The following is a 25,830-nucleotide window of genomic DNA, read 5'->3' as shown; positions in this document are numbered from 1 at the left end:
GCTAGGGTTTCGCGGTTTCCAGGATCCGGCTGTCGAGCGACAGGATGCGGGTGCCGTTGACGCCCGCATGGGCCTGCAGCGCCTCGGCATAGCCCTTGGCGGATTCCGAGGTGGGCCGCATCCCGTCGAACAGCGGGGCGGTCGAATGCAGGACCAGGATCTTGCTCTTGCCCAGCGTGCTGTCATCGACGGTAAAGGCGATCTGCCCCGGCCCGGCATCGGCCACCGGATAGGCCACCCGCACCGTGACATCGCCATCCCGGCCGCCGCGCAGGCCGGCCACCGCGTTGTCCTGCCGGTTGATGTTCGGCAGCAGGTGAAACACGTTGCCCGACACGTCGAGGATCGACACCGACAGGTATCCGTCGGTCACATCCGCGGGCAGGGTCAGGTCGATCACCGGGTTCTCGCCCACGAAGAACCGGCCCGAGGGGTTCGGTTCGTCCCGGTCGCCGACCGTGAACCCGATCGCGATCCCGCCGGCGGGGGCGGTGGGCAGGTGGCTTTCGATCAGGCAGAGCGTGGGGTTCAGAACCTCGACATCCACGACCACGTTGCGGTCGCCCGCCAGGTCCCTGAGCCCGTCGAACAGCTGCACCCGCGTTGCCGTGCCCGCCACCTTTCCGGTCACGGTGATCGCCGATTGCGGGCCATAGCCCAGCTGCGGCACGCCGGGCAGCGTCAGCGGGCCGCAATCGGCGAGCCCGTCCAGTTCCGCCTGCACCTCGTCCGGTGCCAGGAACTGCGGCACCAGCGTGATTTCCGCGCGACCCGTCAACGCCCCCGGCAGGCCCGAGGCGAGCGCAGCCGACAACCGTTCCTGCAACGCCTTGTCCGCGGTCGACCCGGTGATGTCGACACTGCTGCCATCGACCACCACCCGCCAGGCGTTCAGGCCATCCATGTCGCGCAGCAATGCCAGCACGTCCGCCCCCCAGCTGTCGGGAATATCGCCGCTGGCCAGTTGCAGCTCCGACGTGCCGAGGCCGGTTTCGGCAAACCCGGCCAGCGCGGCCAGCGCGTCCTCTGACGGGGCATGGCCGGTCAGGTTCACCCCGTCGCCATCGCGTTTCTCGGCGATCAGCGTATAGGGGTCGGCAATCGGGTATTTCGGCCCCAGCAGCCCGTCCAGCGCCCCCGAAAACCATGCCCCCGCCCCGGCGGCGATCAGAACGACCACGGCCAGCATCGCGAACAGCCCGCCGCGCGACCGGGTTTCGCCGCGGCTGGCAGGCGCGGGTTTGTCGCGGGGGTCCGGGGCGGGTGCCACGGTTGCGGCGGGCGCGTCCGCGTTCCGGGCCCGGGGCACGATCACGGTGGCGTCCGGGTCGGCCCCGCCATCGGATGGCGCGGCGGGCGGGGCTGCATCGGGCGCGTCCAGAAAGGCCAGCACCTCGGCCGCGCTCTGCATCCGGTTTTCCGGCTCCGGGGCGGTCATCCGGTCGATCAGGGTCTTGAGCGGCTCGGGGACGCCTTCGGTGTTCAGCGGTTCCGCCTTGCGGGTGACGACCTCCATCGGGCTGTTGCCGATATCGGGCGAAGCGCCACGGAAATTCGCCAGCAACAGCGCCCCCAGCGAATAGATATCCGTCCGCGCGTCGGTGTTTCCGCTGAGCTGTTCCGGCGCGGCATAGGCGTATTTGCCGGCAAACTCGTTGCCGACGATGGTTTCCGCGCCGGGGTTGGTATCCTTGGCGATGCCGAAATCGATGATCACCGCCTGCGCCGGGTCGCCGTCGCGCAGGATGATGTTGTCGGGACTCAGGTCGCGATGGACGATATTGCGGTCATGCGCGGCCTGCAGGCCCTCGGCGACGCGGCGGCAGACGGTCAGGATCTCGTCGGCCGGCATCGGCCCCTGTTTCAGCTTGCGGTCCAGCGCCGGGCCTTCGACATAGTCCATGACCAGGTAGACGAGCCCGTGTTCGGTGCGGTGGTTCTCCGAGTAGCGCACCACCGCGTCGTGGCGCACCTCGCGAATGCCCTCTTCGCGGGTGAGCAGCACCAGGTAGTCGTCATTGCCGGAAAACTCGGCCTTGAGCACCTTCAGCGCCACCAGCCGGCCCGAGATCTCGGACCGTGCCTTGTAGACATCCGAGGTCCCGCCGCGTCCGAGCAGGCTCTCGATGCGATAGGTGTTGTTGACCAGATCGCCGGGCTGGAAGGCATCGCCGGGGCGGGAATCGATCACGGCGCGTCCTCTCCGCCCTGTCTGTTCATGGATGTGCCCAGCGGTTCAGCCCAGGGCCTGGAATTCGACGCGGCGGTTCACGTCCGCGCCGGGGTCGGCGCTGTCAAAGGGCGCGTTTTCGCCCATGCCGATGGCCTGCAGCCGATCATCGGGAATGCCGCAATCGGACACCAGGTGCCGCTTGACCTCTTCGGCGCGCAGCAGCGACAGCCGTTCGTTATAGGCGGCCCCGCCCGAACTGTCGGTGTGGCCGATGATCTGGAACACGGACACGTCGACCGATTTCATGACCTGGCAGAGCGTCGCCAGTTTCGGTTTCTGGTCGGCCCGCAGCGCGGCGCTGTCGAAATCGAAGGAAATCTGGACATTCACCTGATCGGCCTGGTCCACGGCGGTGTAGGCCGGGGTCGCCGCCGGTGTGACGGATGCGGATTCGGTTGCCGCGGCAGGCTGGTCGCCGCCCGATGGTACGATCACGAGCCCGCGCGTTTTCTGTTTCTTGAAGGCCTGGGTCATCTCTTCGGCCGTCATTTCGGTTTCGGACTGTGCGGAAACGGCGAACGGGGCGGCGAGCGCCAGCCCGGCTGCCGCGATGAAAATGGTGATCTTGCTGGGGCGGACCATGGTTGTCATTACCCTTGAATGAATGAAATGAAGGTTACCGATACGAATATATCACAGCCCCTGCGCGGGCAAAGGTCAAGATTTTGTGCCGGCCGGTGTGTTTCGCCCAGAAAATACTTTACTCTCAATGGGCAGATGGGCTGAATTGCGCGGGAATTCAGGAGGTCGGATGCGGGTTCTCCCGGCGGTCATCATTGCAATCGGGCTGGTCTTGGCGCCAGCGGTGTTCTTCGGGCTGAAGCTCCTGTTGTCCGAACAGGATTTCCAGGGCTCGGCGGTTGATTCGGGGGCCCGGATCGAGGTCGAGATGCTGCGCCAGCAGGTCGAGGACCTGCAGGCCCGGATGCAGACGCTGGAACGGTCGGTTGCCGGGTTGTCGGCGGGGGGGATGCAGGCGCCGATGGCCGCCGACCCCGATGCCGAGGATGAAATCCTGCGCGGAACCGGGCCGAACGAGATCCTCGATGCCTATGCGCAGGTGGTGCTGATCGCGGACCGGCTGAACGTGAACCGGGGCCTGAAGGTGGCGACGCCGGATTATCTCGAGGCCAAGCTCGGCCGCCCGCGCGAGGTTCTGTCGGACCAGTGCGAGGCGATGACCAATGCGGCGCTGGCCGAAAAGCTGGTTCTCGAACAGGTCGGGCCGATCCGGGTGCGGATGCTGAGGCCCGCCGCCGAATCGCTGGCCCGCGTGTTCGAGAACGTGAAACGGGCAGATCCCGACCTCTATGCGCGGATCAACACCTCGGGGTCGCTCTGTGTCCGGCGGATCAGGGGCACGCAGGACCGGCTGTCGACCCACAGCTACGGGCTGGCGCTGGATCTCAATATCGACGGGCACCTGGACAATTTCACCGATGGCAAGACCCAGCTGGGCCTGACCATCCTGGCCGATTTCTTCCGCGAGGAAGGCTGGGTCTGGGGCGCCGGGTTCCGGCGCGAGGACAGCATGCATTTCGAGGTCAGCCGCCGCCAGCTGGACGAATGGCTGGCCGCGGGCATGCTCTAGGCGGGTGCCGGTTCCGGGGCCGGCGGTGGCTTCGGGTTATTCCTCGAGGCCAAAGGCCAGCCGGATCGCCTTGCGCGTGCCGGGGCCGAATTCTCCGTCGATGCCGCCCGCATAGAACCCGTTGTCCCTGAGCGTCGTTTGCAGCGCGCGGCGGGTCTGGCGGGTGAACATGGTCGGCCGGTCCGACAGGATGTTCAGGACGTCGGGGCTGCCGGAACGCAGCGCTTCATAGAGATAATGCGCCGAATCCTTCGGCCCCTTGCTTTCGATATGCCCGTCGTCGATCAGCGCGGCAAAGTTGAACTGCGCCTGCGGGTGGCGCAGGTCGGCGGCGCGTTCGAACAGCCGCAGCGCCTCTTGCGGGTTCGGATCCAGCCCCAGCCCGCCCTGGTAGGTGAGAAAACCGAGATCGTTGATCGCATCCGCGAAATCCTGGTTCGCGGCGGCGCGGTATAGTTCGAGCGCGCGGGCCTCATTCACCGGGACGCCGGTGCCGCGCTCGTAGAGCTTGGCCAGTTCGAACTGCGCCTCGGGCGATCCTGCCGCGGCGGCCCGTTCGAGGAATGACACCGCCTCGACGGGGTCGAACCGGCCCTGGTTCGGGTTCAGCCGCATATAGGCCAGACCCAGCATCGACCGGGTGTCGCCAAGTTCGGCCAGCGCCAGCAGCTGTTCCTCCTGGTCGGGGCGGATCGACGACCAGGCGTCGAGCGTGCTGGCATCGGCCACGTCCTGCTGCCCTTCGGCGGCCCCGGCCAGATAGAAGGGCACGCCGGTCAGCGACCCGTAGGTATGCGGTTCCTGCCGGTTGCCGGTCTCGCGCAGGACCATGTCGCGGACCTGCCGGAACATCAGGCTGATCTCGACACCGGGCTGCGCCATCTTTTCCATCAGCGCCGTTGCATAGGGGCTGTTTTCGCCGGTGCCGTCCAGCGCCACCTGACCGTCGCGCGCCGCATAGGCCACCAGCGTGCCGCGATCGGGGTTCGCCACCGCCAGCCCGCCGCCGCCACGGCTGTCGCCCGGCGCGGACGAGGACGCGCCGGTATCGACCGTATCGAGCAGGTCGCCCAGCGGGTTGTCGCGGCAGCTGTCGAGAATGACGATGCGCATCTTGCGCGCCCGTTCGACCGCCGTGAGCATCTGTTTCAGCGAAACCGACTGGCGCTGCACGTCGCGGTTCGATTTCACATCCGCGTCGACCGGGATCATGAAGTTCTCGCCCTGCACCTCGACCCCGTGACCGGCGTAATAGATCAGCGCCAGGTCGGCGGTTTCCGAACGAAAGGCGAAATCGTCCAGCAACTGTCGCATGTCGTCCCCGGTCGGGTCCAGCGCCAGCGTCACGTCGAACCCGATCCGGTCCAGCACGCGGGCCATGCCGGTGGCATCCTTGCGCGGGTTGTCCAGCGGCGTGATGGTGCGATAGTCGCTCAGCCCCAGCACCAGCGCGACCCGGTCGGAGGCGGCCAGCGCCGGGCCGGCCACGATCGCGGTGAACAAAAGAACAATCGTGAAATGTCTGAACATGGATGCAGAAATGCCCTTGGTATCGCGTTTGGCCCGAACCTATCACGACTGCGGCCACGGAACAGTCATTTTGACGGCATCTGCCGTGATCTCCCGCCACCCGTCCGCATCCCGGCGGGTTTGCTTTCCGGCGTGAAATAAAATAACTTTTATGCCATAGTTTTATGTCCAGGATACTGGTTTGGGGGATTCCATTGAAACATTTTGCACTGGCGTCATGGCCGCTTTCGGGGGTTGCATTTGCGATCGTATTTGCCGCGCAACCATCGACAGCCGTGGCCGACGCCCCGGGAATGGTCGCGGCCGAAATTCTTGCGCAGGCTGATATCGTTGCACAGGGCGGCGTCGATACGCTTTTCGGCCAGGATGAAAGCGACGGCGAAACCTGCTGCAGCAACGAACCGGGGCCAGATCCCGAACAGGGCGGCCCCGGCGAAGACGAGGGCGCCGACAATTCGGGCGACAGCGGCATCAACGACAATGACAGTGTCGCAGGCGACGGGTATGAAGGCGACCCGGCCGGAGACTACGAGGGGGACCCGGAGCCCGATCCATCCCCGTCGCCATCCCCGCCCGGAGGAGAAACGAGCCCGGCGGGCGTTGGCGGAAATCCCAGCGCGAATTCGGCGCCGCGCGCGGTGCGCAACCAGCGGATCAACACCGGCCAGGCGCCGCGCACCGAAATCGAACCGCCGCAAACCGTCGAGCCGCCGCGTTCGACGGTGCTGGCGGCCCCGGTGGCCAGCCTCGCCGCCACGGTGGACAGCATCACCACGACGCTGAGCCGGTCGAACACGGTCTGTTCCCAATTGCCGGTCCAGTATCAGGTCGACTGTCTGTCGGTCTATTACCGCAAGGCGCTGGCGGAAACCCCGCGTGACCGCGAGTTCGCCGAGGTCCGCACGGTCCTGCGCGACACCGCCAACAAGCTGGACAAGCTGGCGCGGGCCAACCGCGATACGACCCAGCCCCGGCTGAAAGTGCGCCCCGCCACCGGGCCGGACACGATCAAGACGGGGCCGATCACCGCGGTCAAACCCGAAACGGTCGAGGCGACACGCGCAACCGCGCTCGCGATCATCGAAGAGGCGGAAACCCTGTTGCTCCGGTCGGCGGAAACCCGTGCCGAGGGACAGAACGAATTTGCCCAGATCGCCGAGGCCATCGGGTCGACCAAGGTCCTGCTGCGGTCCTGAACGGCAATGCACATGACGTAGGGTCACGATGAAATCCCGGCTTGCGGGTTTGCACGTCCCACCGGGTTGCGACTAGGTTTTGCGCGACAGACCGGCAGGCAAGGCGAGGGGACGGCATGACCATTGCAATCGACTATGAACGGATCGGGGATATCGCGGTTCTCAAGGCGCAGAACCCGCCGGTGAACGCGCTGGGACAGGCGGTCAGGCAGGGGCTGGTGGACGGTATCGCGCGGGCCGAACGCGAAGGCGCGAAAGCGGTCGTCATCTACGGTGACGGGCGCACCTATTTCGCCGGCGCCGATATCCGCGAATTTGGCAAGCCGCCCACCGATCCCTGGCTGCCGGATGTGTGCCAGCGGCTCGAGGACAGCCCCCTGATCACCGTTTCCGCGATCCACGGGACCGCGCTGGGCGGCGGGCTCGAAGTGGCGCTGTCCACCGACTACCGGGTTGCGGTGCCGTCGGCGCGGGTGGGGCTGCCCGAAGTGCATCTGGGCATCCTGCCGGGGGCCGGCGGCACCCAGCGCCTGCCGCGCGTGGCCGGGGTCGAGGCGGCGCTCGACATGATCACCTCGGGCCGGCATGTCGGCGCGCGCGAGGCCGAAAAACTGGGCGTGATCGACCGGGTTGTTGATGGCGATGTGCGCGAGGCCGGGATCGCCTATGCGCGGGACCTGCTGGACGCGGGCGCCGACACGCGCCCGGTGGGCCGGATGCCCGCGCCCGCGCCGGTCGATTTCGATGCCGCCCATGCCGCGGCGCTGGCCAAGGGGCGCGGCCAGCTGTCGCCCGCGCAATGCGTGCGGGCGGTCCAGGCGGCCTGCGAACTGCCGTTCGACAAGGGCCTGGAACGCGAACGCGAACTGTTCCACGAACTGATGGAAAGCGACCAGCGCGAAGGGCTGATCCACGCGTTCTTCATCGAACGCGCGGTGGCCAAGCTGCCCGAGCTCGACGGGGTCGAACCGCGCGGCCTGACCGCCATCGGCGTGATCGGCGGCGGCACCATGGGGGCGGGCATCGCCACCTCGGCGCTGCTGGCCGGGCTGACCGTCACGCTGCTGGAGATGACGCCGGAGGCCGCGCTGGCGGCCAGGGGACGGATCGAAGCCAATCTCGGCGGGGCGCTCAAACGTGGCAAGATCAGCCAGGACCAGTTCGCGCATCTCACCGAAACGGCGCTGCGCCCGACCACGGATTACGGTGATCTCGGCGATGCCGACCTGGTGATCGAGGCGGTGTTCGAGGAAATGGACATCAAGAAGGACGTGTTCCGCAAGCTCGACGAGGTCGCGAAACCGGGCGCGGTGCTGGCGACCAACACCTCCTATCTGAACGTGGACGAGATCGCCGCCATGACCGGGCGGCCGGAGGACGTGCTGGGGCTGCATTTCTTTTCCCCCGCGCATGTGATGAAGCTGCTCGAGATCGTCGTGGCCGACAAGACCGCGCCCGACGTGCTGGCCACCGGCTTTGCGCTGGGCAAGCGGATGGGCAAGGTTTCGGTGCGCGCAGGCGTCTGCGACGGGTTCATCGGCAACCGGATCCTGGCCACCTACCGCACCTGTGCCGATCACATGGTGCTGGATGGCGCCAGCCCCTACCAGATCGACAAGGCGCTGACCGATTTCGGTTTCGCGATGGGGCCGTTCGCCGTGGCCGACCTGGCCGGGCTCGACATCGGCTGGGCCGTGCGCAAGCGCAAGCGGGCCGAGGGGATCGACCCGCGCGCCCGTGACAGCGCCTATGCCGACACCCTGTGCGAGGCGGGCCATTTCGGGCAGAAGACCGGCAAGGGCTATTATGTCTACGAGGCGGGCAAACGTGCCGGCGTGCCGAACCCGGAGGTGATGCCGCTGATCGAGGCCGAGCGCGCCGCGCAGGGCATCACCCCGCGCGACTTCACCGATGCCGAGATCGTCCGCCGCTACATGGCGGCGATGGTGAACGAAGCGGCGCGGGTGGTGGGCGAGGGCATCGCCCGGCGGCCGCTCGACGTGGATGTGACGCTGCTCTACGGCTATGGATTTCCGCGCTATCGCGGCGGACCGATGAAATGGGCCGACATGGCCGGCCTGCCCGGCCTGCTGGACGATATCCGCAACTGGGCCGCCGAGGACGCCTATTTCTGGCAGCCCGCGCCGCTGCTCGAACAGCTGGTGGCAGAGGGCCGCAAGTTCGAGGATCTGAACGGCTGAACCATCGGGCCGAGAACGGAGGACGACATGGATCTGGCATATTCACCCGAGGAACAGGCGTTCCGCGACGAGGTGCGCGCGTTTCTGGCCGAAAACCTGCCCGACGACATGGCCGACGCGGTAAAGGCGGGGCGCGATCTGGGCAAGGAGACCTATGACCGCTGGCACGCGATCCTGAACCAAAGGGGCTGGCTGGCGCCGAACTGGCCGAAGGAATTCGGCGGCTGCGAATGGAACGCGGTGCAGCGCCATATCTTCGACGAGGAATGTTCCTTTGCCGGGACGCCGCGGGTGGTGCCCTTCGGGCTGACCATGCTGGGGCCGGTGCTGCAGAAATTCGGCAGCAAGCAACAGCAGGACCGGTTCCTGCCGCGCATCCTGTCGGGCGAGGACTGGTGGTGCCAGGGCTATTCCGAACCCGGCGCCGGGTCGGATCTCGCCAGCCTCAAGACCCGCGCCGTGCGCGACGGCGATCACTATGTGGTCAACGGCCAGAAGACTTGGACCACCCTGGGGCAGTATGCCAACTGGATCTTCTGCCTGGTGCGCACCGATCCCGAGGTCAAGCACCAGGAAGGCATTTCCTTCCTGCTGATCGACATGGACACGCCGGGGATCGAGGTGCGTCCGATCGTGCTGCTCGACGGGACACCCGAGGTGAACGAGGTGTTTTTCGACAATGTGCGCGTGCCGGTCGGAAACCTGGTGGGCGAGGAAAACAAGGGCTGGACCTATGCCAAATACCTGCTGACCCACGAGCGCACCAACATCGCGCAGGTCGGGTCGTCGCAGGCGGGGCTGGCCGCGGTGAAACGCATGGCGCGGGCCGAGATGTCCGGTGGCCGCCCCCTGATCGAGAACCCGCATTTCGCCGCCCGGCTGGCGCAGGTCGAGATCGACCTGATGGCGATGGCCACCACCAACCTGCGGATCATCTCGCAGGCGGCGGTGGGACAGGCGCCAGGGGTCGAGGCCTCGATGCTCAAGGTCAAGGGCACGGTGATCCGGCAGGAGATCAACGATCTCGCCCGCCGCGCGGCCGGCCCCTACGCGCTGCCCTTCGCCTCCGAAGCGGTCGAGGGCAGCAATGAACCGGCGGCCGGGGCAGGCCCGGTATCGGCGCAGTATTTCAACAATCGCAAACTGTCGATCTTTGGCGGATCGAACGAGATCCAGCGCGGGATCATCGCCAAGGTCAAGCTGGGGGGCGGCAAATGAATTTCGATCTTACCGAAGAACGGCAGATGCTGCAGGACACGCTGCGGCGATACCTGGCCGACCGCTACGATACCGGCGTCCGCAACGCGATCCTCGACAGCGACACCGGGTTCAGCGCCGAGATCTGGGCCGGGCTGGCCGAGCTGGGCGTCATCGGCGCGCTGTTTTCCGAGGCTGACGGCGGCTTCGGCGGCGCCGGGTTCGACATCGCCGTGGTGTTCGAGGAACTGGGCCGTGCCGGCGTGGTCGAACCGATGCTGGACACCGCCATCCTGGGCGGCGGCCTGGTCGCCGCGCTGGGCAACGCCGAGCAGAAGGCGCTGGTCGAGGACGTGATCGCCGGCGGCGCGCATCTGGCGCTGGCCCATGGCGAACCGGCCAGCCGCTATGACCTGAACCGGGTGGAAACCACCGCCCGGACCGAGGCTGACGCCATCGTGCTGAACGGGCGCAAGGCCGTCGTGGCCAATGCCGAGGCGGCCGGTCACCTGATCGTCTCGGCCCGCGAAAGCGGCGCGGTGGACGAACCGGATGGTATCTCGCTGTTCCTCGTTCCGGCGGGCATGGCGGGCGTGACGCTGACAGGCTATCCGATGTTCGCCGGCGGACGCGCCGCCGAGGTGGTGCTGGACGATGCCCGCCTGCCCGCCTCTGCCCGTCTGGGCGCGGCCGGGGCGGCGTTCCCGGCGCTGGAAACCGCCGTGGCGCGTGCCGGCGTGGCGATGGCCGCCGAAACGCTGGGCGCGATGCACGCAGCAACCGCGCTGACCCGCGAATACCTGCTGACCCGCAAGCAGTTCGGCCGCCCGATCGGCACGTTCCAGGCCCTGCAGCACCGGTTCGCCGACATGCTGATCGAACTGGAACAGGCGCAATCCGCGGTGATCAACGCCGCCGGCCACCTGGGCGAGGATGCCCCCCGGCGCGACCTGCATGTCGCATCGACGCGCAACCTGATCGGGCGCGTGGGCCGGCTGGTGGCCGAGGAATCGATCCAGATGCATGGCGGCATCGCGATGACGCAGGAATACGAACTGGCCCATATCGCCAAGCGCATCGTGATGGCCGATCACCGGTTCGGCGACACCGATTACCATCTGGAGCGGTTCATTGCCCTCTCGACCGCGGCAGCCTGACACCGGCGGGATCATCCGCGAACAGTCGGGATGCCAGGCCGCGGTGGGGTATGAGGTGGATGTGAGCCACCCTGACCGGCGGGCGCGCACCACGCTCACCATCGGGCCGGACCATCTGAACCGGAACGGAATGCTGCATGGCGGGATCATCGCCATGCTGCTGGACAGCGCCTGCGGATTTTCCGCCTCGATGGCGCTGGGCGGCGATGCGCTGACGCCATTGGTCACGGTGTCGCTGACGACCCAATTCGTGGCCGGCGCGCCGGTCGGGGCCGAGGTCACCGCGCTGGGGACGGTGTCGGGCGGCGGGCGCAAGATCTGCCATGTGACCGGCGAATTGCGCGACGGCGACGGGCGGCTGCTCGCCACCGCGCAGGGGGTGTTCAAACGGCGCCCGCCGGACGGCCGGGTTCAGGCATAGACGCCTTCGGCCGCCGCGCGAATGGCGCGGATATTGTCGCCATAGGCCTGCGGTTCGGCGGCCGAGCCGCCCCGGAACACCGCCGATCCGGCCACCAGCACGTCCGCGCCCGCCTGCGCCACCAGCGGCGCGGTGGCGGGATCGACGCCGCCGTCGATCTCGATATGGATGGGCCGGTCTCCGATCATCGCCCGCAAGGCCCTGATCTTGGCGGTCTGGTCGATGAATTTCTGGCCGCCGAAACCGGGGTTCACCGTCATCACGCAGACGAGATCGGCGAGGTCCAGCAGCGGTTCGACCGCCGCCGCCGGCGTGCCGGGGTTCAGCGCGATGCCCGCCCTGGCGCCGGCGGCGCGGATGGCCTGCAGGGTGCGGTGGGTATGCGGTCCGGCCTCGACATGGGCGGTGATCACATCCGCGCCCGCCTGCGCGAAGGCGTCGATATAGGGATCGACCGGGGCGATCATCAGATGCACGTCCATGACGCCGCGGATATGCGGCCGGATCGCGGCGCACATGGCCGGGCCAAAGGTGATGTTGGGCACGAAATGGCCGTCCATCACGTCCACATGCACCCAGTCGGCGCCCTGCGCCTCGATGGCTTCGCATTCGGCGCCGAAACTGGCGAAATCGGCGGCGAGGATCGACGGGGCGATCTTGATACGGCGGTCGAAGGGCTGGGTCATGGGGGCACCTCTGGCTGGTCTCGCGCTGCATATAGGGGGTTGCAGCGGCCATGGATAGGGTCTGCGGCAATTCCGCCTCAGCCGGTGAGCGGGAATCGCCGGATCAGGTGAAACCTGCCATCCGCGTCCTCTCCGGCCAGCGCGATGTCATAAAGGATATAGGGCGCGGGCAGCAGCGGCACCAGCCGTTCCCCCAGCGCGGTTTCCGCCGCCGCCAGCGCCCCCACCGGCAGGCGGCCGGTCAGGGTGATGTGGAACCGGAACATGTCCATCACATGCGGATAGCCCCAGTGATCGAGATTTTCCTGCTGCCGGGGCGACAGGCCGGAGGCGCGGCGGCAGGCCAGTTCCGCGTCGTCGGGCGGAGCGCGGAACAGGTCCGTTTTCCGGACGCAGGCGGCCGCCAGCCTGTCGGCAGGTGCCGCGCCGCCGGTCGGGCAGAGGGCCAGGAACCGCCCCATCCGCACCAGGTCCAGCGCCGGTATGGTCGCCGGGGCCTGCCGTGCGGCCAGCGCGGCAACGGCGTCTTCCAGCCCGGCGCGATCCTTCCCGCGGGCCAGCCGGAACGGCGGTTTCAGCGTTGCATGCAGCCCGTAGCGGCGCGGCGCCTCGGTCAGCCGGTCAACGGGCAACCCGGACATGTCGGGATGCGTCACCGCGCTGCCTGCGATCATGTCCCAGCCCAGCCACCGGGTGGCGAACCGTGCCCAGTCCGCCTCGGCGGGCGGGACGTGGAATATGGCGAAACGCCGGAACGCCACCGCATCAGGCCCGGTAGAACAGGTAGCGGTCGGGCGCGATCGTGTCCGGCCCGGCGATCTGCGCCAGCCCGACCAGCGGCTGACCGGACACCACCAGCCCGCCGGGCTGCATCACGGCGGCCAGCCACGGCGACAGGCGCGCGGCCTCGGCCACGTCGTTGTTCTTGATGCCGCTGCCGAAATCGTAATGCGCCAGTGCCACCCGGACGCCGCTGTCCGCCAGCTGCCGCAGCATCGGTTCCGCCTCGCCTTCGAGGAAATCGGCCGCGGGCGGTGTGCAGGAGGGATGGCATTGCAGCACCCGGTCGATGACGCGGATCCGGCGACCCGGCAGGATTTCGCGCAGATGATCGTAGGTGCGTCCGTTGCCCAGCCCGAGGTCGAGCACCTCGCCCTCGAGCCCGGAAACCTGCCCGGCGGCCCAGTTCAGCCCGTCGCGTTGCGCGGCAAGACGGCGGAGCATGGAATCGAGGCGGCTCATGTGGTGTCCTTTGCAGGTGGCAGGTCGTCGAAACTCCAGGCCCGCGTTGGGCCGTTACGCAAACGCGACAGCAATCGCGCGGTGAAATCCCAGATTGCCCCGTCATGCGCAAGGTGATGGGTGAGCAGCCCGTAGGGTTCGTCATTGTCGGCATAGCCCGACCGCCTGTCGGCCAGTTGCAGCGCCATCTGCGCGATCAGCCGGTCCGGAGCGACCAGCGACCGGGTGCCGCGCCAGTCGATTGGGTCGAGATGGGTGTTGATCCGCGCCAGCCCCGGCGCGGCCAGCGCGGTCTTGCGCGGGGCAAAGGCAGAGAGCGCGGCAAAGCCCAGCCCCGCCAGTCCCGCCACCAGTTCGGGCGCGATCCGGTTCCACGGCGGCACGAAGACCGGGCGCAGACGCGGGCCGAACAGATCCGACAGGCGGGACAGGCCCCAGGCGATGTCGGCCTTCATCTCGGCCGGTGGCCGGTGGGGGCCGAACTCGGCCTTTTTCTGGCCCTCGGGCGCGTGGTTTTCATGGGCGCGGCCATGGACCAGCGGGATCAGATGCGTGTGTGCGGCAACCAGCGCGCCCAGCGCGGCATCGGCGCCGGCGGGGATCACCGCCAGATGCACCGGCAGGCCGGTTTCCGTCGACAGCGCATCGAGCTGCCGCAAGGCGGGCGTGTCGGCAACCGCGTCATCGTCGCGCCACCAGAGCGGCAGGGTCATCCCGGCCTTGTCCCAGGCGTCGAATTCGCGATCCAGCGGTGTCCAGTCTTCGGTCATGTCCGGGCCTCTGCCATGGCGTGGGCGATGGTGACACTGTGGAGGGCGCCGTCGAAATCCACCCTCTGGCCCGGCCGCCGTCCCTGGGTGATGACATCGGCGACGCTCCGGGCCAGGCTGTCGGCGGTCAGATACGCGGTTTTCAGCACGGCTATTCCCGGCAGAGGGGCCAGGCTGCGCGCCCGCAGACCCTGTTCCACCTCATTGCCCGCATCGAACGGCACCAGGACCGCCGGGACACCCGTCTGCAACACGTCCATCGCCGTATTGTAGCCGCACAGGCTGACCGATGCAGCGGCGTGGTGCAGCATCTGCCGGAAATCGGGCCGCGCGGGCTCCAGCACCACGTTCGCGGGCGCATCGGCCCGCAGCGCCGCGATGCGCCGCGCCGCGTCGCCGCCCACCAGCAGCCGCCAGCGCGAACCGGGCGTGGCGCTGGCGGCCCCCAGCGCCGCGCGAAAGACCGGGTCGCCCACGGCACCGCCGCCGGCGCTGACCAGTATCTCGCCCGCGCCCGCGCGTTCCGGATGCGGTTCGGGCGGGGGGGGCGCGACATAGCCGGTATAGCGCAGTCGCCGTTCAAGCGCGGGGGTGACCGGCCAGCTGGCATCGAGACGCGAAACGGTGGGATCTGAATGCACCAGCACCGCGTCATAGCACCCGGCGATCAGCGCCGCCGCGCGGGTGGCCTTTTCAGGTTTCGACGGCGGTGCCGGAATATCGCGGATCGACGACAGGATCACCGGGCGGCGTGGCAGGACCTGTGCGGCGTCGAGCAGGGCGGTGAACTCGGTGGCCAGGCTGCGCCGTCCGAAGGGAAACAGCTCGGTGATCAGTATGTCGGGCCGCATCCGGTCCAGCGCCGCCACCAGCGCCGCGCGGCGGGCATCGAACAGGGCGGCATCGGCCCGGCCGCCATGCGCATCCAGCAGCCGCGAGAAATCGGTCCCGTCCGAGCGCAGCGGCGGCAGTTGCAGCAGGCCGATCCCCGACAGGTCCAGTTGCGGTGCCGGGAACCCGCCTGAAACGAGCAGGACATCGTCACCTGCCGCGACAAAGGCGCGGGCCAGCGTCAGGGCGCGGCTCAGGTGCCCGGTGCCCAGCAGATGGGTGACGGTGATCATGGCCTTCATGGCGCGTCGCCGCGTGTCAGCAGGCGCACCGGGTCCGGTTCGGGACGCAGGCGGGAACCGTCCAGATGCAGCACGAACAGCCGGTTGCGCTTGACGCGGAACGGGGCGGGGCCGCTGAAATCCCAGCCATGGGCCAGCGCCAGCAGCACCCGCATCACACCGATATGGCAAACCGCCACCGCATCGCCATCTATTCGCCCCAGCCAGCGCGACAGGCGGGTGCGCAGCTCGGCCGGGCTCTCGCCGCCCGGCGGCCGATAATCCCATCCCCAATCCTCGATATGGCGATAATCCATCGCCGGGTCCGCGAGCAGATCGGCCCCGCGCCGGCCTTCCCAGTCGCCCCAGTTCATCTCGGTCAGATCCGCGTCGATGCGCGGTTCGGCCCGCGCCACCAGGCGCGCGGTGTCGACCGCCCTGACCAGCGGGCTGGACCACAGCGCGGCGCGGTCCCAGGGCGCGGGCAGAGCAAGCCCGTCCAGGTCCGCGCGGGCGGTATCATCCAGCGGGATGTCGCTCGATCCCTGGATCCGGCCCGCGCGGTTCCAGGCGGTGTGCCCGTGGCGCAACAGCGCGAGGCGGGTCATGCGGCCCGCTCCAGCACCGGCATCGCGGCGGTCCAGAAGGTGTCGGTGGCGGTGGCCAGCAGGTGGTGGCGGGCGACATGGGCGCGCGCGGCGCGGCCTTGGGCGTCCCGGCTGGCGGGATCGTCCAGCAGCTGCCGCAGCCGCCGCGCCAGCGCCGGTGCGCCCGCGCCGGGTGACGGGTAATCGCCCGGGGCCAGAACGTCGCGCACGCCGGGACGATCCTGCGCCGCCACCGGCAGCCCGGCCGCCTGCGCCTCGAGATAGACCCGGCCCCAGGCCTCGTTCGCGCCGGGCCAGAGAAACAGCGCCGCCCCCGCATAGGCCGCGGTCAGCGCCGCGCGATCGAGCTGGCCCAGGAACAGCACGCGCGGTCCGAACCGCGCCATCAGCGCCGCGACCTCGCCACGGGCCGGGCCGTCGCCGGCGATGTCCAGCCGCCAGTCGCCATCGAGCAGCGCCAGCGTGTCGGCGATGATCCGGTACGAGGCCAGCTTGTCGCCCGCGCGCATCATGCCGACGCTCAGCATGGTGGTGGCGCGGGCGGTCCGCGCCGCAGCGGGCAGGGTGTCGGTGGGCAGGAACGGGCGCAGGCGGGCCAGCCGCTGATGCGGCGGGCGGTCGCGGTCCAGCGTGATCAGGTCGAGATCGGTGAGGTGGAAAATCAGGTCGGCCGCATCGCAGGCGGCCTCGGCGGCGGCGGCGAACCCGGCCCACGGGCCGGTCAGGCGGCGGCGGGCGCGGGTGGCCTCGATCTGGACATAGGGAACCCCCAGCGCCCTGCATACCTCGGGGCCGATCAGGTCGGGCGACTTGTAATAACTGTGATAGGTCACCCACAGCGCCGGGCGATCATCGGCAAGGCGGCGGATCAGTCGGGCGGTTTCGGCGCGGGCCCGATCCGCCAGCGCGGCCTGCTGCGCGGCGTCACCCGCGCCGTCATAGATGCGCAGTTCCGAGACCTGATCGACCGCCGCGCCGCCTGCGCCGATGGCGGCGATCAGGGCGCGCGCCATTTCCCGGTCGCCGGACGGGGTCGGGTGGCCGGGCGGTTTCAGCGGCGCATAAAAGGCAACCCGCATCAGGCCGCAACCGGGGAACAGAGCGCGGTCAGCCGTTCGGACAGGCGGGCGATGCCGGGATCCATCCGGAACCGGGTCCGCAACCGCTCCAGCGCGGCGTCGGCCATTGCGGCGGCGCGGGCCGGATCGGCGGCCAGCGTCGCGATCGCCTGCGCCAGCGGGACCGGGGCGGGATCGACCAGCAGCCCGTGGATGCCGGTTTCGATGAATTCGGGGATCGCGGCGGTCGGTGTCGCCACGATCGGCAGGCGCTGCGAGGCGGCTTCCATCAGGACATTGGGCAGCCCGTCGCGGTCGCCATCCGCCGCGATGCGGCTGGGCAGCACGAACAGGTCGGCTGCGCGCATGGCGGCGATCACCTCGGGCTGGTCGCAGGCGCCGCGCCAGTCGATGCGCGCGGCGATGCCCGCCGCTTCGGCGCGGTTGGCCAATTCCTGTCCCAGCGCGCCGCCGCCGATATGGATCCAGCGCCAGTCCAGCCCTTCGGGCAGGCCGGCCAGCGCGCCGATCAGCCGGTCAAAGCCCTTTTTCTCGACCAGCCGGCCCACCGACAGCAACCGGAGCGGATCACCCGGATGGCGAAGCGCGCGCCGGGGCGGCGGCGGAAACCGCGACAGGTCCAGCCCGTGATAGATCAGGTCGATCCGTCCCGGATCGGCGGCCAGGTCGCGCAGGCGCGTGGCGCCATAGGCGGTGCAGGTCGCGCCGAACCCGGCCCCGCCCGGCCCCGTTTCCAGCTTTTCGGCGATGTCCCAGTCGGGCGAGGTCCAGATGTCCTTGGCATGGGCCGAGAACCCCCAGGGCAGGCCACGCATCAGCGCGGCATACCGCGCCACCGACGCCGGGGTGTGCAGGAAATGCGCATAGAGCCCGCGGGTGCCGGCAGGCAGTTCGGCGGCCATCACGCAGGCCTGCCCGAACCGCCGAATGCGGTTGCGGCTGCGGTCGCGGGCCAGATCGGCGCGCCAGATCGCCCGCGCCTGCGCATAGCCCGGGAGCGTCCGCGCCACCGCGCGCGCGGCGTCGACGCGGCCGGGGTCGTCATGCAGGTATTCCGGCAGGTATCGCACCCGCGCCCACAACCGGTCATGCAGCGGATGGCGCTTGGTATCGGTGGGGTGGCGCAGCGACCAGATATCGAACGTGTGCCCGGCTGCCTCGAGCGCGACCAGTTCCTGCGCTATGAAGGTCTCCGACAGGCGCGGCCAGCCCTTGACCACCACCGCAAGGCGCGGGGGCTGGGTCATTCCGCGGCCTGCTCGGCCGATCCCGTCAGCAGCACGCCGACCCGGTCGGTCACGCGCTCGAGCCCGTCCAGCAGCCCGGCGGGCATCGCATGTGACGGGCGCTGCTGGTCCGGAAGCCCGCGAATGGCGTCGATCATAGCGCCGGGCGTCAGTTCGCCGTCGCGTTCGTCGAGCATCGACACCAGCCCGATCGCCCTGGCGCTGGTGGCGCGGATATACTGTTCCAGCCGGGGCCGGGTGCGTGGCACGATCACCGCGCGCTGGTCGAAGGACAGCACCTCGCAGAACGTGTTGTAGCCGCCCATGCAGACCACCCCCGCCGCGCCCGCATAGATCGTTTCGATCTGCGATTCGAAACCGACCGCCGTCACCCGCCCGTTCAGCCGGTCGACACGGGCCTGAAACGCGGCGCGTTCGTCGCCCGACAGGAACGGGCCATAGACCAGCATCGCGCGCGGGGCCAGGGTCGGGTCGCGCTCATAGGCGGCCAGCACCAGGTCGACCAGCGCCTGCCCGTCGCCGCCGCCACCGGGGGTGACGAGGATATAGGGCTGCCGGGGCGGATCGGCGGGCTGGCCGATCTCGCGCCGCAGGTAGCCGGTCCAGTGGATCCGCGACCGCGCCGCCGCCGACAGCGGCAGGCCGGCGATGGGGTCGTGGATCGACCTCAGGCCATAGACCCAGATTTCGTGGTAATAGGTTTCGGTCGCCGCCACCGCGCCCTTGCGGTCCCATTCGGTGGCCAGGACCTCGGGTTCGTCGAGCACATCGCGCAGCCCCAGCACCATCCGGGCCCGGCCGCGCGTGGCCAGGTCGTCCAGCGCCGGCAGCAATTCGCCGCGAAAGCCGGTCGGTTCCTTGTCGACGATCAGGATGTCGGGGTCGAACTGTTCCGCGGCGGACCGGATCAGGCCCGCCCGCAATTCGGTCACATCCTCGATATCCATGCCCATCGTGGCCGAGGCATAGCTGCCGTCGCGCCGCTTGGTGACGCCGGGCAGGCGGACATGATCGACCCGTTCGGGAAAGGTGAAACGTCCGGCCACAGGCGACCCGGTCAGGATCAGCGCCGAGGCGTCCGGGTCGGCCTGCACGATCGCCGTGGCAAGAGCCCGTGACCTGCGCAGATGCCCCAGCCCGAACGTGTCGTGGCTGTAGAGCATGATCCGCGCGCCGCGCGGCCGGTCGGTTTCCTGCGCGGTATCCGTGGGTATGGTCAAGGTCCTGCCTGTCGTCTCAAAGCCGGGCAGGGCCGCTTTACTACCGAACCCCATTGATATGCAAACTGATTCACGCAGTCAGCCGCGGTTGCCGTTTGCGCGACCCGGTGCGCTCCTGTAGCGTTCCCTTGCCACGCAGCTATCCGGGAAGAACGCCAAAAATGCTCCAGCTCGCGCAGCGCATCGTTTCGAACTTCTGGGCCGTCCTGGCGGTTGTCCTGATCCTGTCCGGCGCGGGACCGGCTGTGGCGCAGGGTGCCGGTGGCGGTGGCGACGCGGCGTCTGCCGACCTGACCGCGGCCATACGCGAGGCCGCGGAAAGCGGCGTGAACGTGGTGGTGATCGACGGCTCGGGCAAGCTGATCGCCTCGGGCGGTCCCGCCGCGGACCCGGCCCGGCCCGCCGAGGCGGAAACGAAGGCCGAGCACGCATCGTCGCTGATGAAGGCGCAGCACCGGGTCAGCGAGTTTCGCGAAACCCTGAACCGGCGTCTCGAGGTGCTGCCGGTTTCGCTGAACGAGGTGGCGTTCATCCTGCGTGCAACCAGCCCCGACGGCCGGATCATGACCTATGTCTCGGTGCTGGTATGGACGCTGCTGCTGTTCGCGGTGGCGCGGGTGATCACCGGCGAAATCTATGGCCGCCGGTTCGCCCGGCATTTCGTCGTCGCGCGTGTCTCGGAGGCCCCGCAGGGCTACAGCGAGAAGATCCCGTTCCTGGTGTTCCGGTTCTTCATGGGCATCGGCGGTTCCCTGTTCACGATGCTGACCGCCTATATCGCCGGGGTGCTGATCTTTGGCCCGATGGAGGATTCCTCGCTCCAGCTGACCATCGCCGCGATCTACCTGGCCTTTTTCATGGCCTATACCGTGTCGGACATGTGGCGGATGGTGCTGTCGCCCTACCTGACGCAATACCGCATCCCGCACCTCTCGGACCGCGATGCCAGGCGGCTCTATCACTGGGCCTGGGTGATGGCGACCTATTCGGTGATCACCGTGATGTTCTCGACCTGGATCGCGGATTTCGGGCTGAACTACAACGTCTACGCGCTGATCTATGGCATCCTGTCGGCCTTTGGTGCCGTCGGCTACATCCTGCTGATCCTGTTCAACGCGGGTCCGATCTCGAATGCGATCCGGGGCGGTTGCGATATCGACGAGGTCAGCTGGATCACCCGCATCCTGTCGCGCGCCTGGGCGCCGATGCTGATCGGCTATGTCCTGTTCAGCTGGCTGCGGCTGGCCTTCGACCTGGTGCTCGAGCGGGAAACCCCGGTGCCGATGGTGGCCGGGGCCTACATGATCTTTCTTGCCATCATCGTGGTCTATGGCGGCATCAACTATCTGATCGAACGCTATTTCAACCGCTCGCGCGAAGCCGACCGGATCAACGCGGAACAGGCCGCCGCGGAGGCCGGGGAACGCGATCCCGACGCGCCGCCGCCCGAGGCCATGCCGGCGGTGCGGCCGCTGACCTTCGAGGGGCTGGCCCGCCGGGTTGCCGGCATCCTGGCCTTCGTGGCGGGCAGCTATGCGCTGATCCTGATCTGGAACCCGCGGATCACCTTCATCGACGATTCGATGGTGAACCGGGCGCTGGACGTGATCGTGATCGTGTTCATCGGCTACATCATCTACAACCTGTTCCGGATCTGGATCGACGCCCGGATCGCCGAGGAAACCGTCGACGACGGCGACGCCGCACTGGGCGACGAGGGCGGCGCGGGCGGCGCCAGCCGGCTGGGCACGCTGCTGCCGCTGTTCCGGGGTGCGATCCTGGCGGTGGTGGTGGTGACGATCGCGCTGATCGTGCTGCTCGAACTGGGCATCAATGTCAGCCCGCTCTTTGCCGGTGCCGGCGTTGTCGGGCTCGCCATCGGGTTCGGGGCGCAGACGCTGGTGCGCGACATCTTCTCGGGCGCGTTTTTTCTGATCGACGATGCGTTCCGCAAGGGCGAATACATCGATATCGGCGATGTGAAGGGCACGGTCGAGAAGATCTCGGTCCGCTCGTTCCAGCTGCGGCACCACCTGGGCGCGCTCAACACCATCCCGTTCGGAGAAATCAAGGTCCTGACCAACTATTCCCGCGATTGGGTGATGATGAAACTGCCGCTGCGGGTGACCTATGACACCGATGTGGAAAAGGTGCGCAAGCTGATCAAGAAGCTGGGGCAGGACCTGCTGAGCGATCCGGTGATCGGCGAGAACTTCATCCAGCCGCTGAAATCGCAGGGGGTGATCGAGATGCAGGACAGCGCCATGATCATCCGGGTCAAGTTCATGACCAAGCCGGGCGATCAGTGGCTGGTGCGCAAGAAGGTCTACGAGGAAATCCGCCAGCTGTTCGAACGCGAAGGCATCAAGTTCGCCCATCGCGAGGTCACGGTGCGGCTGGCGGATGGCCAGTCAGGGGACCTGACCCCGCGGCAGCGCGAGGCGGTGGCGGGCGCGGTGCAGGCGGCGATCGACGAGGACATGCTCGACGATGGCGGCGAACGCGGCGACGACCGTTAGGACGGCGGGCGGCCCAGCAGGGCCGCCACCAGCGCCCGGGCGCTGTCGGAATGCCAGTCCGCATCGCCGATCAGCCGCCCGATTTCGCGGCCCTCGGGGTCGATCAGCACCGAAACCGGCAGGCCGAGCACCGCCATTTCACGCGCCAGCGCCTGTTTCGGGTCCGCGTGGCGGGGCAGGTTGTCGATCCCGGTCTCGGCAAAGAACCGGTCGATCCCCGCCGGCGTGTTGCGGCCGGTGGCCAGCGTCAGCACCTCGAAACCGTCGCCGCCGAACTCTGCCTGTAGCGCCGCCAGCGACGGCATTTCCTTGCGGCAGGGCGCGCACCATGTCGCCCAGAAATTGACCAGCACATATTTGCCGCGCCAGTCGGCAAGCGATGCGGTGCCGCCCGTTTCCAGCGTGAATGTCGCCTGCGGGGCCGGTGCCGGGTCCGCGTGCAGGTTCAGTTTCTTCATGTCGCCGTCGCGCAGCGCGTCGAGCGTGGCGATATCGGCGGCCAATGCCGGGTTTGCACCAAGCGCGATGGCCAGATAAAGGGACAGCAGACGGATCAGGCGCATTTTCACCTCGGGCACAGACATGACAGACCAGACCTCGAACCAGATGTGGGGCGGCCGCTTTGCCGCCGGGCCGGACGCGATCATGGAGGCGATCAATGCCTCGATCGGGTTCGACAGGCGGATGGCCGCGCAGGACATTGCCGGGTCACGGGCCCATGCGGCCATGCTGGCCGCGACAGGCGTCATCAGCGATAGCGATGCGCAGGCGATCAGGGAAGGCCTGCTCACCGTTTTGTCAGAGATCGAGGGCGGGACATTTACCTATTCCACCGCGCTCGAGGACATCCACATGAACGTGGAGGCGCGGCTGAAGGACATCATCGGCGAACCGGCGGGCCGGTTGCATACCGGCCGCAGCCGGAACGACCAGGTCGCGACCGATTTCCGGCTCTGGGTGCGCGACCAGCTGGATGCCGCCGATGCCGGGATCGTCGCGCTGCTGCGCGCGCTGCTCGCCCAGGCCGGGGCCGGGGCAAACTGGGTGATGCCCGGTTTCACCCATCTGCAGACCGCTCAGCCGGTGACCTGGGGGCACCACATGATGGCCTATGTGGAAATGTTCGGGCGCGACCTGTCGCGGGTCCGCGATGCCCGCGCGCGGATGAACGAATCACCGCTGGGCGCGGCGGCGCTGGCGGGCACCTCGTTCCCCATCGACCGCGACATGACCGCGGCCGCGCTGGGCTTTGATCGGCCCTGCGCCAATTCGCTGGACGCGGTCAGCGACCGGGATTTCGCGCTCGAGTTCCTCTCGGCGGCGTCGATCTGCGCGATGCACCTGTCGCGGCTGGCCGAAGAGCTGGTGATCTGGTCCAGCGCCCAGTTCCGGTTCGTGGCGCTGTCCGACCGGTTCTCGACCGGGTCCAGCATCATGCCGCAGAAGAAGAACCCCGACGCGGCCGAGCTGATCCGCGCCAAGATCGGGCGTATCTTCGGCGCCAACACCGCGCTGATGATGGTGATGAAGGGGCTGGCGCTGACCTATTCCAAGGACATGCAGGAAGACAAGGAACAGGTCTTCGACGCCGCCGATTCGCTGATGCTGGCGCTGGCGGCGATGGAGGGCATGGTGCGCGACATGGCAGCGAACCGCGATGCGCTGGCCGCCGCCGCCGGGTCGGGGTTCTCGACCGCGACCGATCTGGCCGACTGGCTGGTGCGGGTGCTGAACCTGCCGTTCCGCGATGCCCATCACGTCACCGGCACGCTGGTGGCGATGGCCGAGAAACGCGGCTGCGACCTGCCGGACCTGCCCTTGGCCGACATGCAGTCGGTGCATGCGGGCATCACGCAGGACGTGTATTCTGTTCTCGGGGTCGAAAACTCGGTAAACTCGCGCATGTCCTATGGCGGCACCGCGCCCGCGCAGGTGCGGGCGCAGATCGCGCGGTGGAAGGAAAAGCTGGGATGACACGTCTGCCCGTTCCCGTTGCCCTGCTGCTGCTGGCCGCGCTGGCGGCCTGCGGCGCCGATGGCGACCCTCAACCGCCGACGCTGGATACCACGGTGACGCTGGCGGCGGGCAGCGGCGGTGGCGGCTATGCGCAGGGCGGTATCGGGCTGCGCCGGGGGCCGGTCGGGCTCTATTTCGGGTTCTGAGCCGTGTCGCCCCTGCGGATGATCTACCTGGCGCTGGCCCTGTGGGGCGCGGTGCAGCCGATGATCCATTTCTCCGCGTGGTTCCGCGCCAACGGCTTTGACCTGCGGGCGCTGGTCGCGGCCTGGCACACGAACGCGGCCAGTTCGGGCCTGGCCTGGGAACTGACCATCGCCGCAATCGCGCTGTGCGTGTTCGTGATCGCCGAGGTGGCGGTGCGCCGCAACTGGCCCGCGCTGGTCGCGATCCCGGCAACCTTCTGCATCGGGGTGGGCTGCGGCCTGCCGCTCTACCTGTTCCTGCGCACCCGGCCGGTGGTCTAGCGCCGGGTTTGCCGTTGATCCGGCGGCGGTTTCCGGTCTAATCGCGCCTCATGGATCATTTTCTCTATCGCGACGGCGCCCTGTTCGCCGAGGACGTGCCGGTGGCCGAGATCGCGGCCGCCGTCGGCACGCCGTTCTACCTCTATTCGACCGCGACGCTGCTGCGCCATTTCCGGCTGTTCGACGAGGCGCTCGACGGGACCGACCACCTTGTCTGCTATGCGATGAAGGCCGCCAGCAACCAGGCCATCCTGCGCACGCTGGCGCAGGCCGGTGCGGGCATGGATGTGGTCAGCCAGGGCGAATACCTGCGCGCCAGGGCCGCCGGGGTGCCGGGGGGAAAGATCGTGTTTTCCGGTGTCGGCAAGACCGCCGAGGAGATCCGCACCGCGCTGGCGGGCGGCATCCGCCAGTTCAACGTCGAATCTGAACCGGAAATGGAGGTACTGAACGCGGTGGCGCTGGAGATGGGCAAGGTCGCGCCGGTCACGCTGCGGGTGAACCCGGACGTGGATGCCCGCACCCATGCCAAGATCGCCACCGGCAAGTCCGAGAACAAGTTCGGCATCCCGATCGCGCGCGCCCGTGCGGCCTATGCCCGCGCCACCGCGCTGCCCGGGCTCGAGGTGATCGGGATCGACGTGCATATCGGCAGCCAGCTGACCGAGCTTGCCCCGTTCGAAGCGGCCTATGCCAAGGTTGCCGAGCTGACCGAAACCCTGCGCGCGGACGGTCACGACATCCGGCGGCTGGACCTGGGCGGCGGGCTGGGCATCCCCTATGCCCGGTCGAACGAGGCGCCGCCGCTGCCGCTGGAATACTGCGCGATGATCAAGCGCGTCCTGGGTCATCTGGACTGCGAGATCGAGATCGAGCCCGGCCGCCTGATCGCGGGCAACGCGGGCATCATGGTGTCCCGGGTGATCTATGTGAAATCGGGCGAGGGGCGCGATTTCCTGATCGTCGACGGGGCGATGAACGACCTGATCCGCCCGGCCATGTACGAGGCGTATCACGACATCGTGCCGGTGATCGAACCCGAACCGGGGCTGGAACGGCGGCCCTATGACATCGTCGGCCCGGTCTGCGAAACCGGCGATACGTTCGCGCGCGGCCGCGATCTGCCGCCGCTGGCGGCGGGCGACCTGATCGCGTTCCGCAGCGCCGGAGCCTATGGCGCGGTGATGGCCAGCGAATACAATACCCGCCCCCTGATACCCGAAGTCATGGTGAACGGGGATCAATTCGCGGTTATTCGTCCAAGGCCAAGCTATGAAGAGATGATAAATCGCGATACGATCCCGCCGTGGCTGTGATGCAGATCCGCGTCGTTGCCGC

At 68.3% G+C, this 25,830-nt stretch carries 24 protein-coding genes; 11 read left to right on the top strand and 13 right to left on the bottom strand.

Annotated elements, in window-relative coordinates; all coding sequences use genetic code 11:
* Position 1 precedes the first annotated feature (1 nt).
* Together C6Y53_RS08215 and C6Y53_RS08210 are read right to left on the bottom strand one after the other, a co-directional pair.
* Positions 2-2,191 carry a serine/threonine protein kinase gene (locus C6Y53_RS08215; RefSeq protein WP_106471992.1) on the bottom strand — a complete coding sequence of 730 codons (2,190 nt, stop codon included), beginning with the start codon at positions 2,189-2,191 and terminating at the stop codon, positions 2-4.
* A 45-nt stretch (positions 2,192-2,236) separates the two neighbouring features.
* A complete protein-coding gene (locus tag C6Y53_RS08210) occupies positions 2,237-2,815 on the bottom strand; it encodes an OmpA family protein (protein WP_106474014.1) in 579 nt (192 codons plus the stop codon).
* Positions 2,816-2,984: 169 nt separating this feature from the next.
* Between C6Y53_RS08210 and C6Y53_RS08205 the strand changes: the two genes are divergently transcribed.
* A complete protein-coding gene (locus C6Y53_RS08205) occupies positions 2,985-3,824 on the top strand; it encodes a M15 family metallopeptidase (protein WP_106471991.1) in 840 nt (279 codons plus the stop codon).
* Positions 3,825-3,860: 36 nt separating this feature from the next.
* Here the strand turns inward: C6Y53_RS08205 and C6Y53_RS08200 are convergent, their stop codons facing one another.
* Positions 3,861-5,354 carry a caspase family protein gene (locus C6Y53_RS08200; RefSeq protein ID WP_106471990.1) on the bottom strand — a complete coding sequence of 498 codons (1,494 nt, stop codon included), beginning with the start codon at positions 5,352-5,354 and terminating at the stop codon, positions 3,861-3,863.
* 194 nt (positions 5,355-5,548) lie between these two features.
* Between C6Y53_RS08200 and C6Y53_RS08195 the strand changes: the two genes are divergently transcribed.
* From C6Y53_RS08195 to C6Y53_RS08175, 5 genes are all read left to right on the top strand, one after another.
* Positions 5,549-6,550: a hypothetical protein gene (locus C6Y53_RS08195; protein ID WP_106471989.1), complete on the top strand. Its 1,002-nt coding sequence runs from the start codon at positions 5,549-5,551 to the stop codon at positions 6,548-6,550.
* A 116-nt stretch (positions 6,551-6,666) separates the two neighbouring features.
* Positions 6,667-8,751, top strand: a complete 2,085-nt coding sequence (locus C6Y53_RS08190) for a 3-hydroxyacyl-CoA dehydrogenase NAD-binding domain-containing protein (RefSeq protein WP_106471988.1) — start codon at positions 6,667-6,669, stop codon at positions 8,749-8,751.
* Positions 8,752-8,778: 27 nt separating this feature from the next.
* Positions 8,779-9,969, top strand: a complete 1,191-nt coding sequence (locus tag C6Y53_RS08185; RefSeq protein WP_106471987.1) for an acyl-CoA dehydrogenase family protein — start codon at positions 8,779-8,781, stop codon at positions 9,967-9,969.
* The gene (locus C6Y53_RS08180; RefSeq protein ID WP_106471986.1) at positions 9,966-11,105 is read left to right on the top strand and encodes an acyl-CoA dehydrogenase family protein; all 1,140 of its coding nucleotides are present in this window, start codon (positions 9,966-9,968) and stop codon (positions 11,103-11,105) included. Before C6Y53_RS08185 ends, C6Y53_RS08180 begins: the two co-directional genes overlap by 4 nt.
* A 61-nt stretch (positions 11,106-11,166) precedes the next feature.
* Positions 11,167-11,526 (top strand): PaaI family thioesterase, encoded by a 360-nt coding sequence (locus C6Y53_RS08175; RefSeq protein ID WP_244614976.1) that lies wholly within the window; start codon positions 11,167-11,169, stop codon positions 11,524-11,526.
* On the opposite strand, the gene rpe is transcribed toward C6Y53_RS08175, so the two are convergent.
* The 9 genes from rpe to C6Y53_RS08130 form a co-directional block, all read right to left on the bottom strand.
* Positions 11,517-12,212 (bottom strand): ribulose-phosphate 3-epimerase, encoded by a 696-nt coding sequence (gene rpe / locus C6Y53_RS08170; protein ID WP_106471984.1) that lies wholly within the window; start codon positions 12,210-12,212, stop codon positions 11,517-11,519. The genes C6Y53_RS08175 and rpe overlap by 10 nt on opposite strands.
* 77 nt (positions 12,213-12,289) lie before the next feature.
* On the bottom strand, positions 12,290-12,973 hold the full coding sequence (locus C6Y53_RS08165) for a DUF1045 domain-containing protein (protein ID WP_106471983.1): 684 nt from the start codon (positions 12,971-12,973) through the stop codon (positions 12,290-12,292).
* Between the two features lie 4 nt (positions 12,974-12,977).
* Positions 12,978-13,454 carry a class I SAM-dependent methyltransferase gene (locus tag C6Y53_RS08160; protein ID WP_106471982.1) on the bottom strand — a complete coding sequence of 159 codons (477 nt, stop codon included), beginning with the start codon at positions 13,452-13,454 and terminating at the stop codon, positions 12,978-12,980.
* On the bottom strand, positions 13,451-14,224 hold the full coding sequence (locus C6Y53_RS08155) for a polysaccharide deacetylase family protein (protein ID WP_106471981.1): 774 nt from the start codon (positions 14,222-14,224) through the stop codon (positions 13,451-13,453). Before C6Y53_RS08155 ends, C6Y53_RS08160 begins: the two co-directional genes overlap by 4 nt.
* A complete protein-coding gene (locus tag C6Y53_RS08150; RefSeq protein WP_106471980.1) occupies positions 14,221-15,357 on the bottom strand; it encodes a glycosyltransferase family protein in 1,137 nt (378 codons plus the stop codon). The genes C6Y53_RS08155 and C6Y53_RS08150 overlap by 4 nt, the downstream gene beginning before the upstream one ends.
* Complete coding sequence (locus tag C6Y53_RS08145; RefSeq protein WP_106471979.1) at positions 15,354-15,944, bottom strand: histidine phosphatase family protein; 591 nt, start codon at positions 15,942-15,944, stop codon at positions 15,354-15,356. Before C6Y53_RS08145 ends, C6Y53_RS08150 begins: the two co-directional genes overlap by 4 nt.
* Positions 15,941-17,023 (bottom strand): glycosyltransferase family 4 protein, encoded by a 1,083-nt coding sequence (locus tag C6Y53_RS08140; RefSeq protein ID WP_106471978.1) that lies wholly within the window; start codon positions 17,021-17,023, stop codon positions 15,941-15,943. Before C6Y53_RS08140 ends, C6Y53_RS08145 begins: the two co-directional genes overlap by 4 nt.
* Positions 17,023-18,270 carry a glycosyltransferase gene (locus C6Y53_RS08135; RefSeq protein ID WP_106471977.1) on the bottom strand — a complete coding sequence of 416 codons (1,248 nt, stop codon included), beginning with the start codon at positions 18,268-18,270 and terminating at the stop codon, positions 17,023-17,025. Before C6Y53_RS08135 ends, C6Y53_RS08140 begins: the two co-directional genes overlap by 1 nt.
* Positions 18,267-19,433 carry a glycosyltransferase family protein gene (locus C6Y53_RS08130; RefSeq protein WP_106474013.1) on the bottom strand — a complete coding sequence of 389 codons (1,167 nt, stop codon included), beginning with the start codon at positions 19,431-19,433 and terminating at the stop codon, positions 18,267-18,269. Before C6Y53_RS08130 ends, C6Y53_RS08135 begins: the two co-directional genes overlap by 4 nt.
* 218 nt (positions 19,434-19,651) lie before the next feature.
* Here C6Y53_RS08130 and C6Y53_RS08125 point away from each other — a divergent pair, with 218 nt between their 5' ends.
* A complete protein-coding gene (locus tag C6Y53_RS08125) occupies positions 19,652-22,009 on the top strand; it encodes a mechanosensitive ion channel family protein (protein WP_106471976.1) in 2,358 nt (785 codons plus the stop codon).
* Here C6Y53_RS08125 and C6Y53_RS08120 read toward each other — a convergent pair.
* Positions 22,006-22,572 (bottom strand): TlpA family protein disulfide reductase, encoded by a 567-nt coding sequence (locus C6Y53_RS08120; protein ID WP_106474012.1) that lies wholly within the window; start codon positions 22,570-22,572, stop codon positions 22,006-22,008. The two genes, C6Y53_RS08125 and C6Y53_RS08120, sit on opposite strands and share 4 nt — an antisense overlap.
* Before the next feature lie 19 nt (positions 22,573-22,591).
* Here C6Y53_RS08120 and argH point away from each other — a divergent pair, with 19 nt between their 5' ends.
* The 4 genes from argH to lysA are packed head-to-tail and all read left to right on the top strand — an operon-like array spanning position 22,592 to position 25,808.
* On the top strand, positions 22,592-23,983 hold the full coding sequence (gene argH / locus C6Y53_RS08115) for an argininosuccinate lyase (protein ID WP_106471975.1): 1,392 nt from the start codon (positions 22,592-22,594) through the stop codon (positions 23,981-23,983).
* Positions 23,980-24,171, top strand: a complete 192-nt coding sequence (locus C6Y53_RS08110; protein ID WP_106471974.1) for a hypothetical protein — start codon at positions 23,980-23,982, stop codon at positions 24,169-24,171. Before argH ends, C6Y53_RS08110 begins: the two co-directional genes overlap by 4 nt.
* Positions 24,172-24,174: 3 nt before the next feature.
* Entirely contained in the window at positions 24,175-24,492 is a 318-nt protein-coding gene (locus C6Y53_RS08105; protein ID WP_106471973.1) for a DUF2834 domain-containing protein, read from the top strand.
* A gap of 50 nt (positions 24,493-24,542) precedes the next feature.
* Complete coding sequence (gene lysA, locus C6Y53_RS08100) at positions 24,543-25,808, top strand: diaminopimelate decarboxylase (protein ID WP_106471972.1); 1,266 nt, start codon at positions 24,543-24,545, stop codon at positions 25,806-25,808.
* The last annotated feature ends 22 nt before the right edge of the window (positions 25,809-25,830 follow it).

Source organism: Pukyongiella litopenaei (assembly GCF_003008555.2).
In the GTDB taxonomy this organism is placed as follows: Bacteria; Pseudomonadota; Alphaproteobacteria; order Rhodobacterales; family Rhodobacteraceae; genus Pukyongiella; species Pukyongiella litopenaei.
Note: the sequence above shows the minus strand (reverse complement) of the source record. Positions and strands in the feature narration are given on the sequence as shown.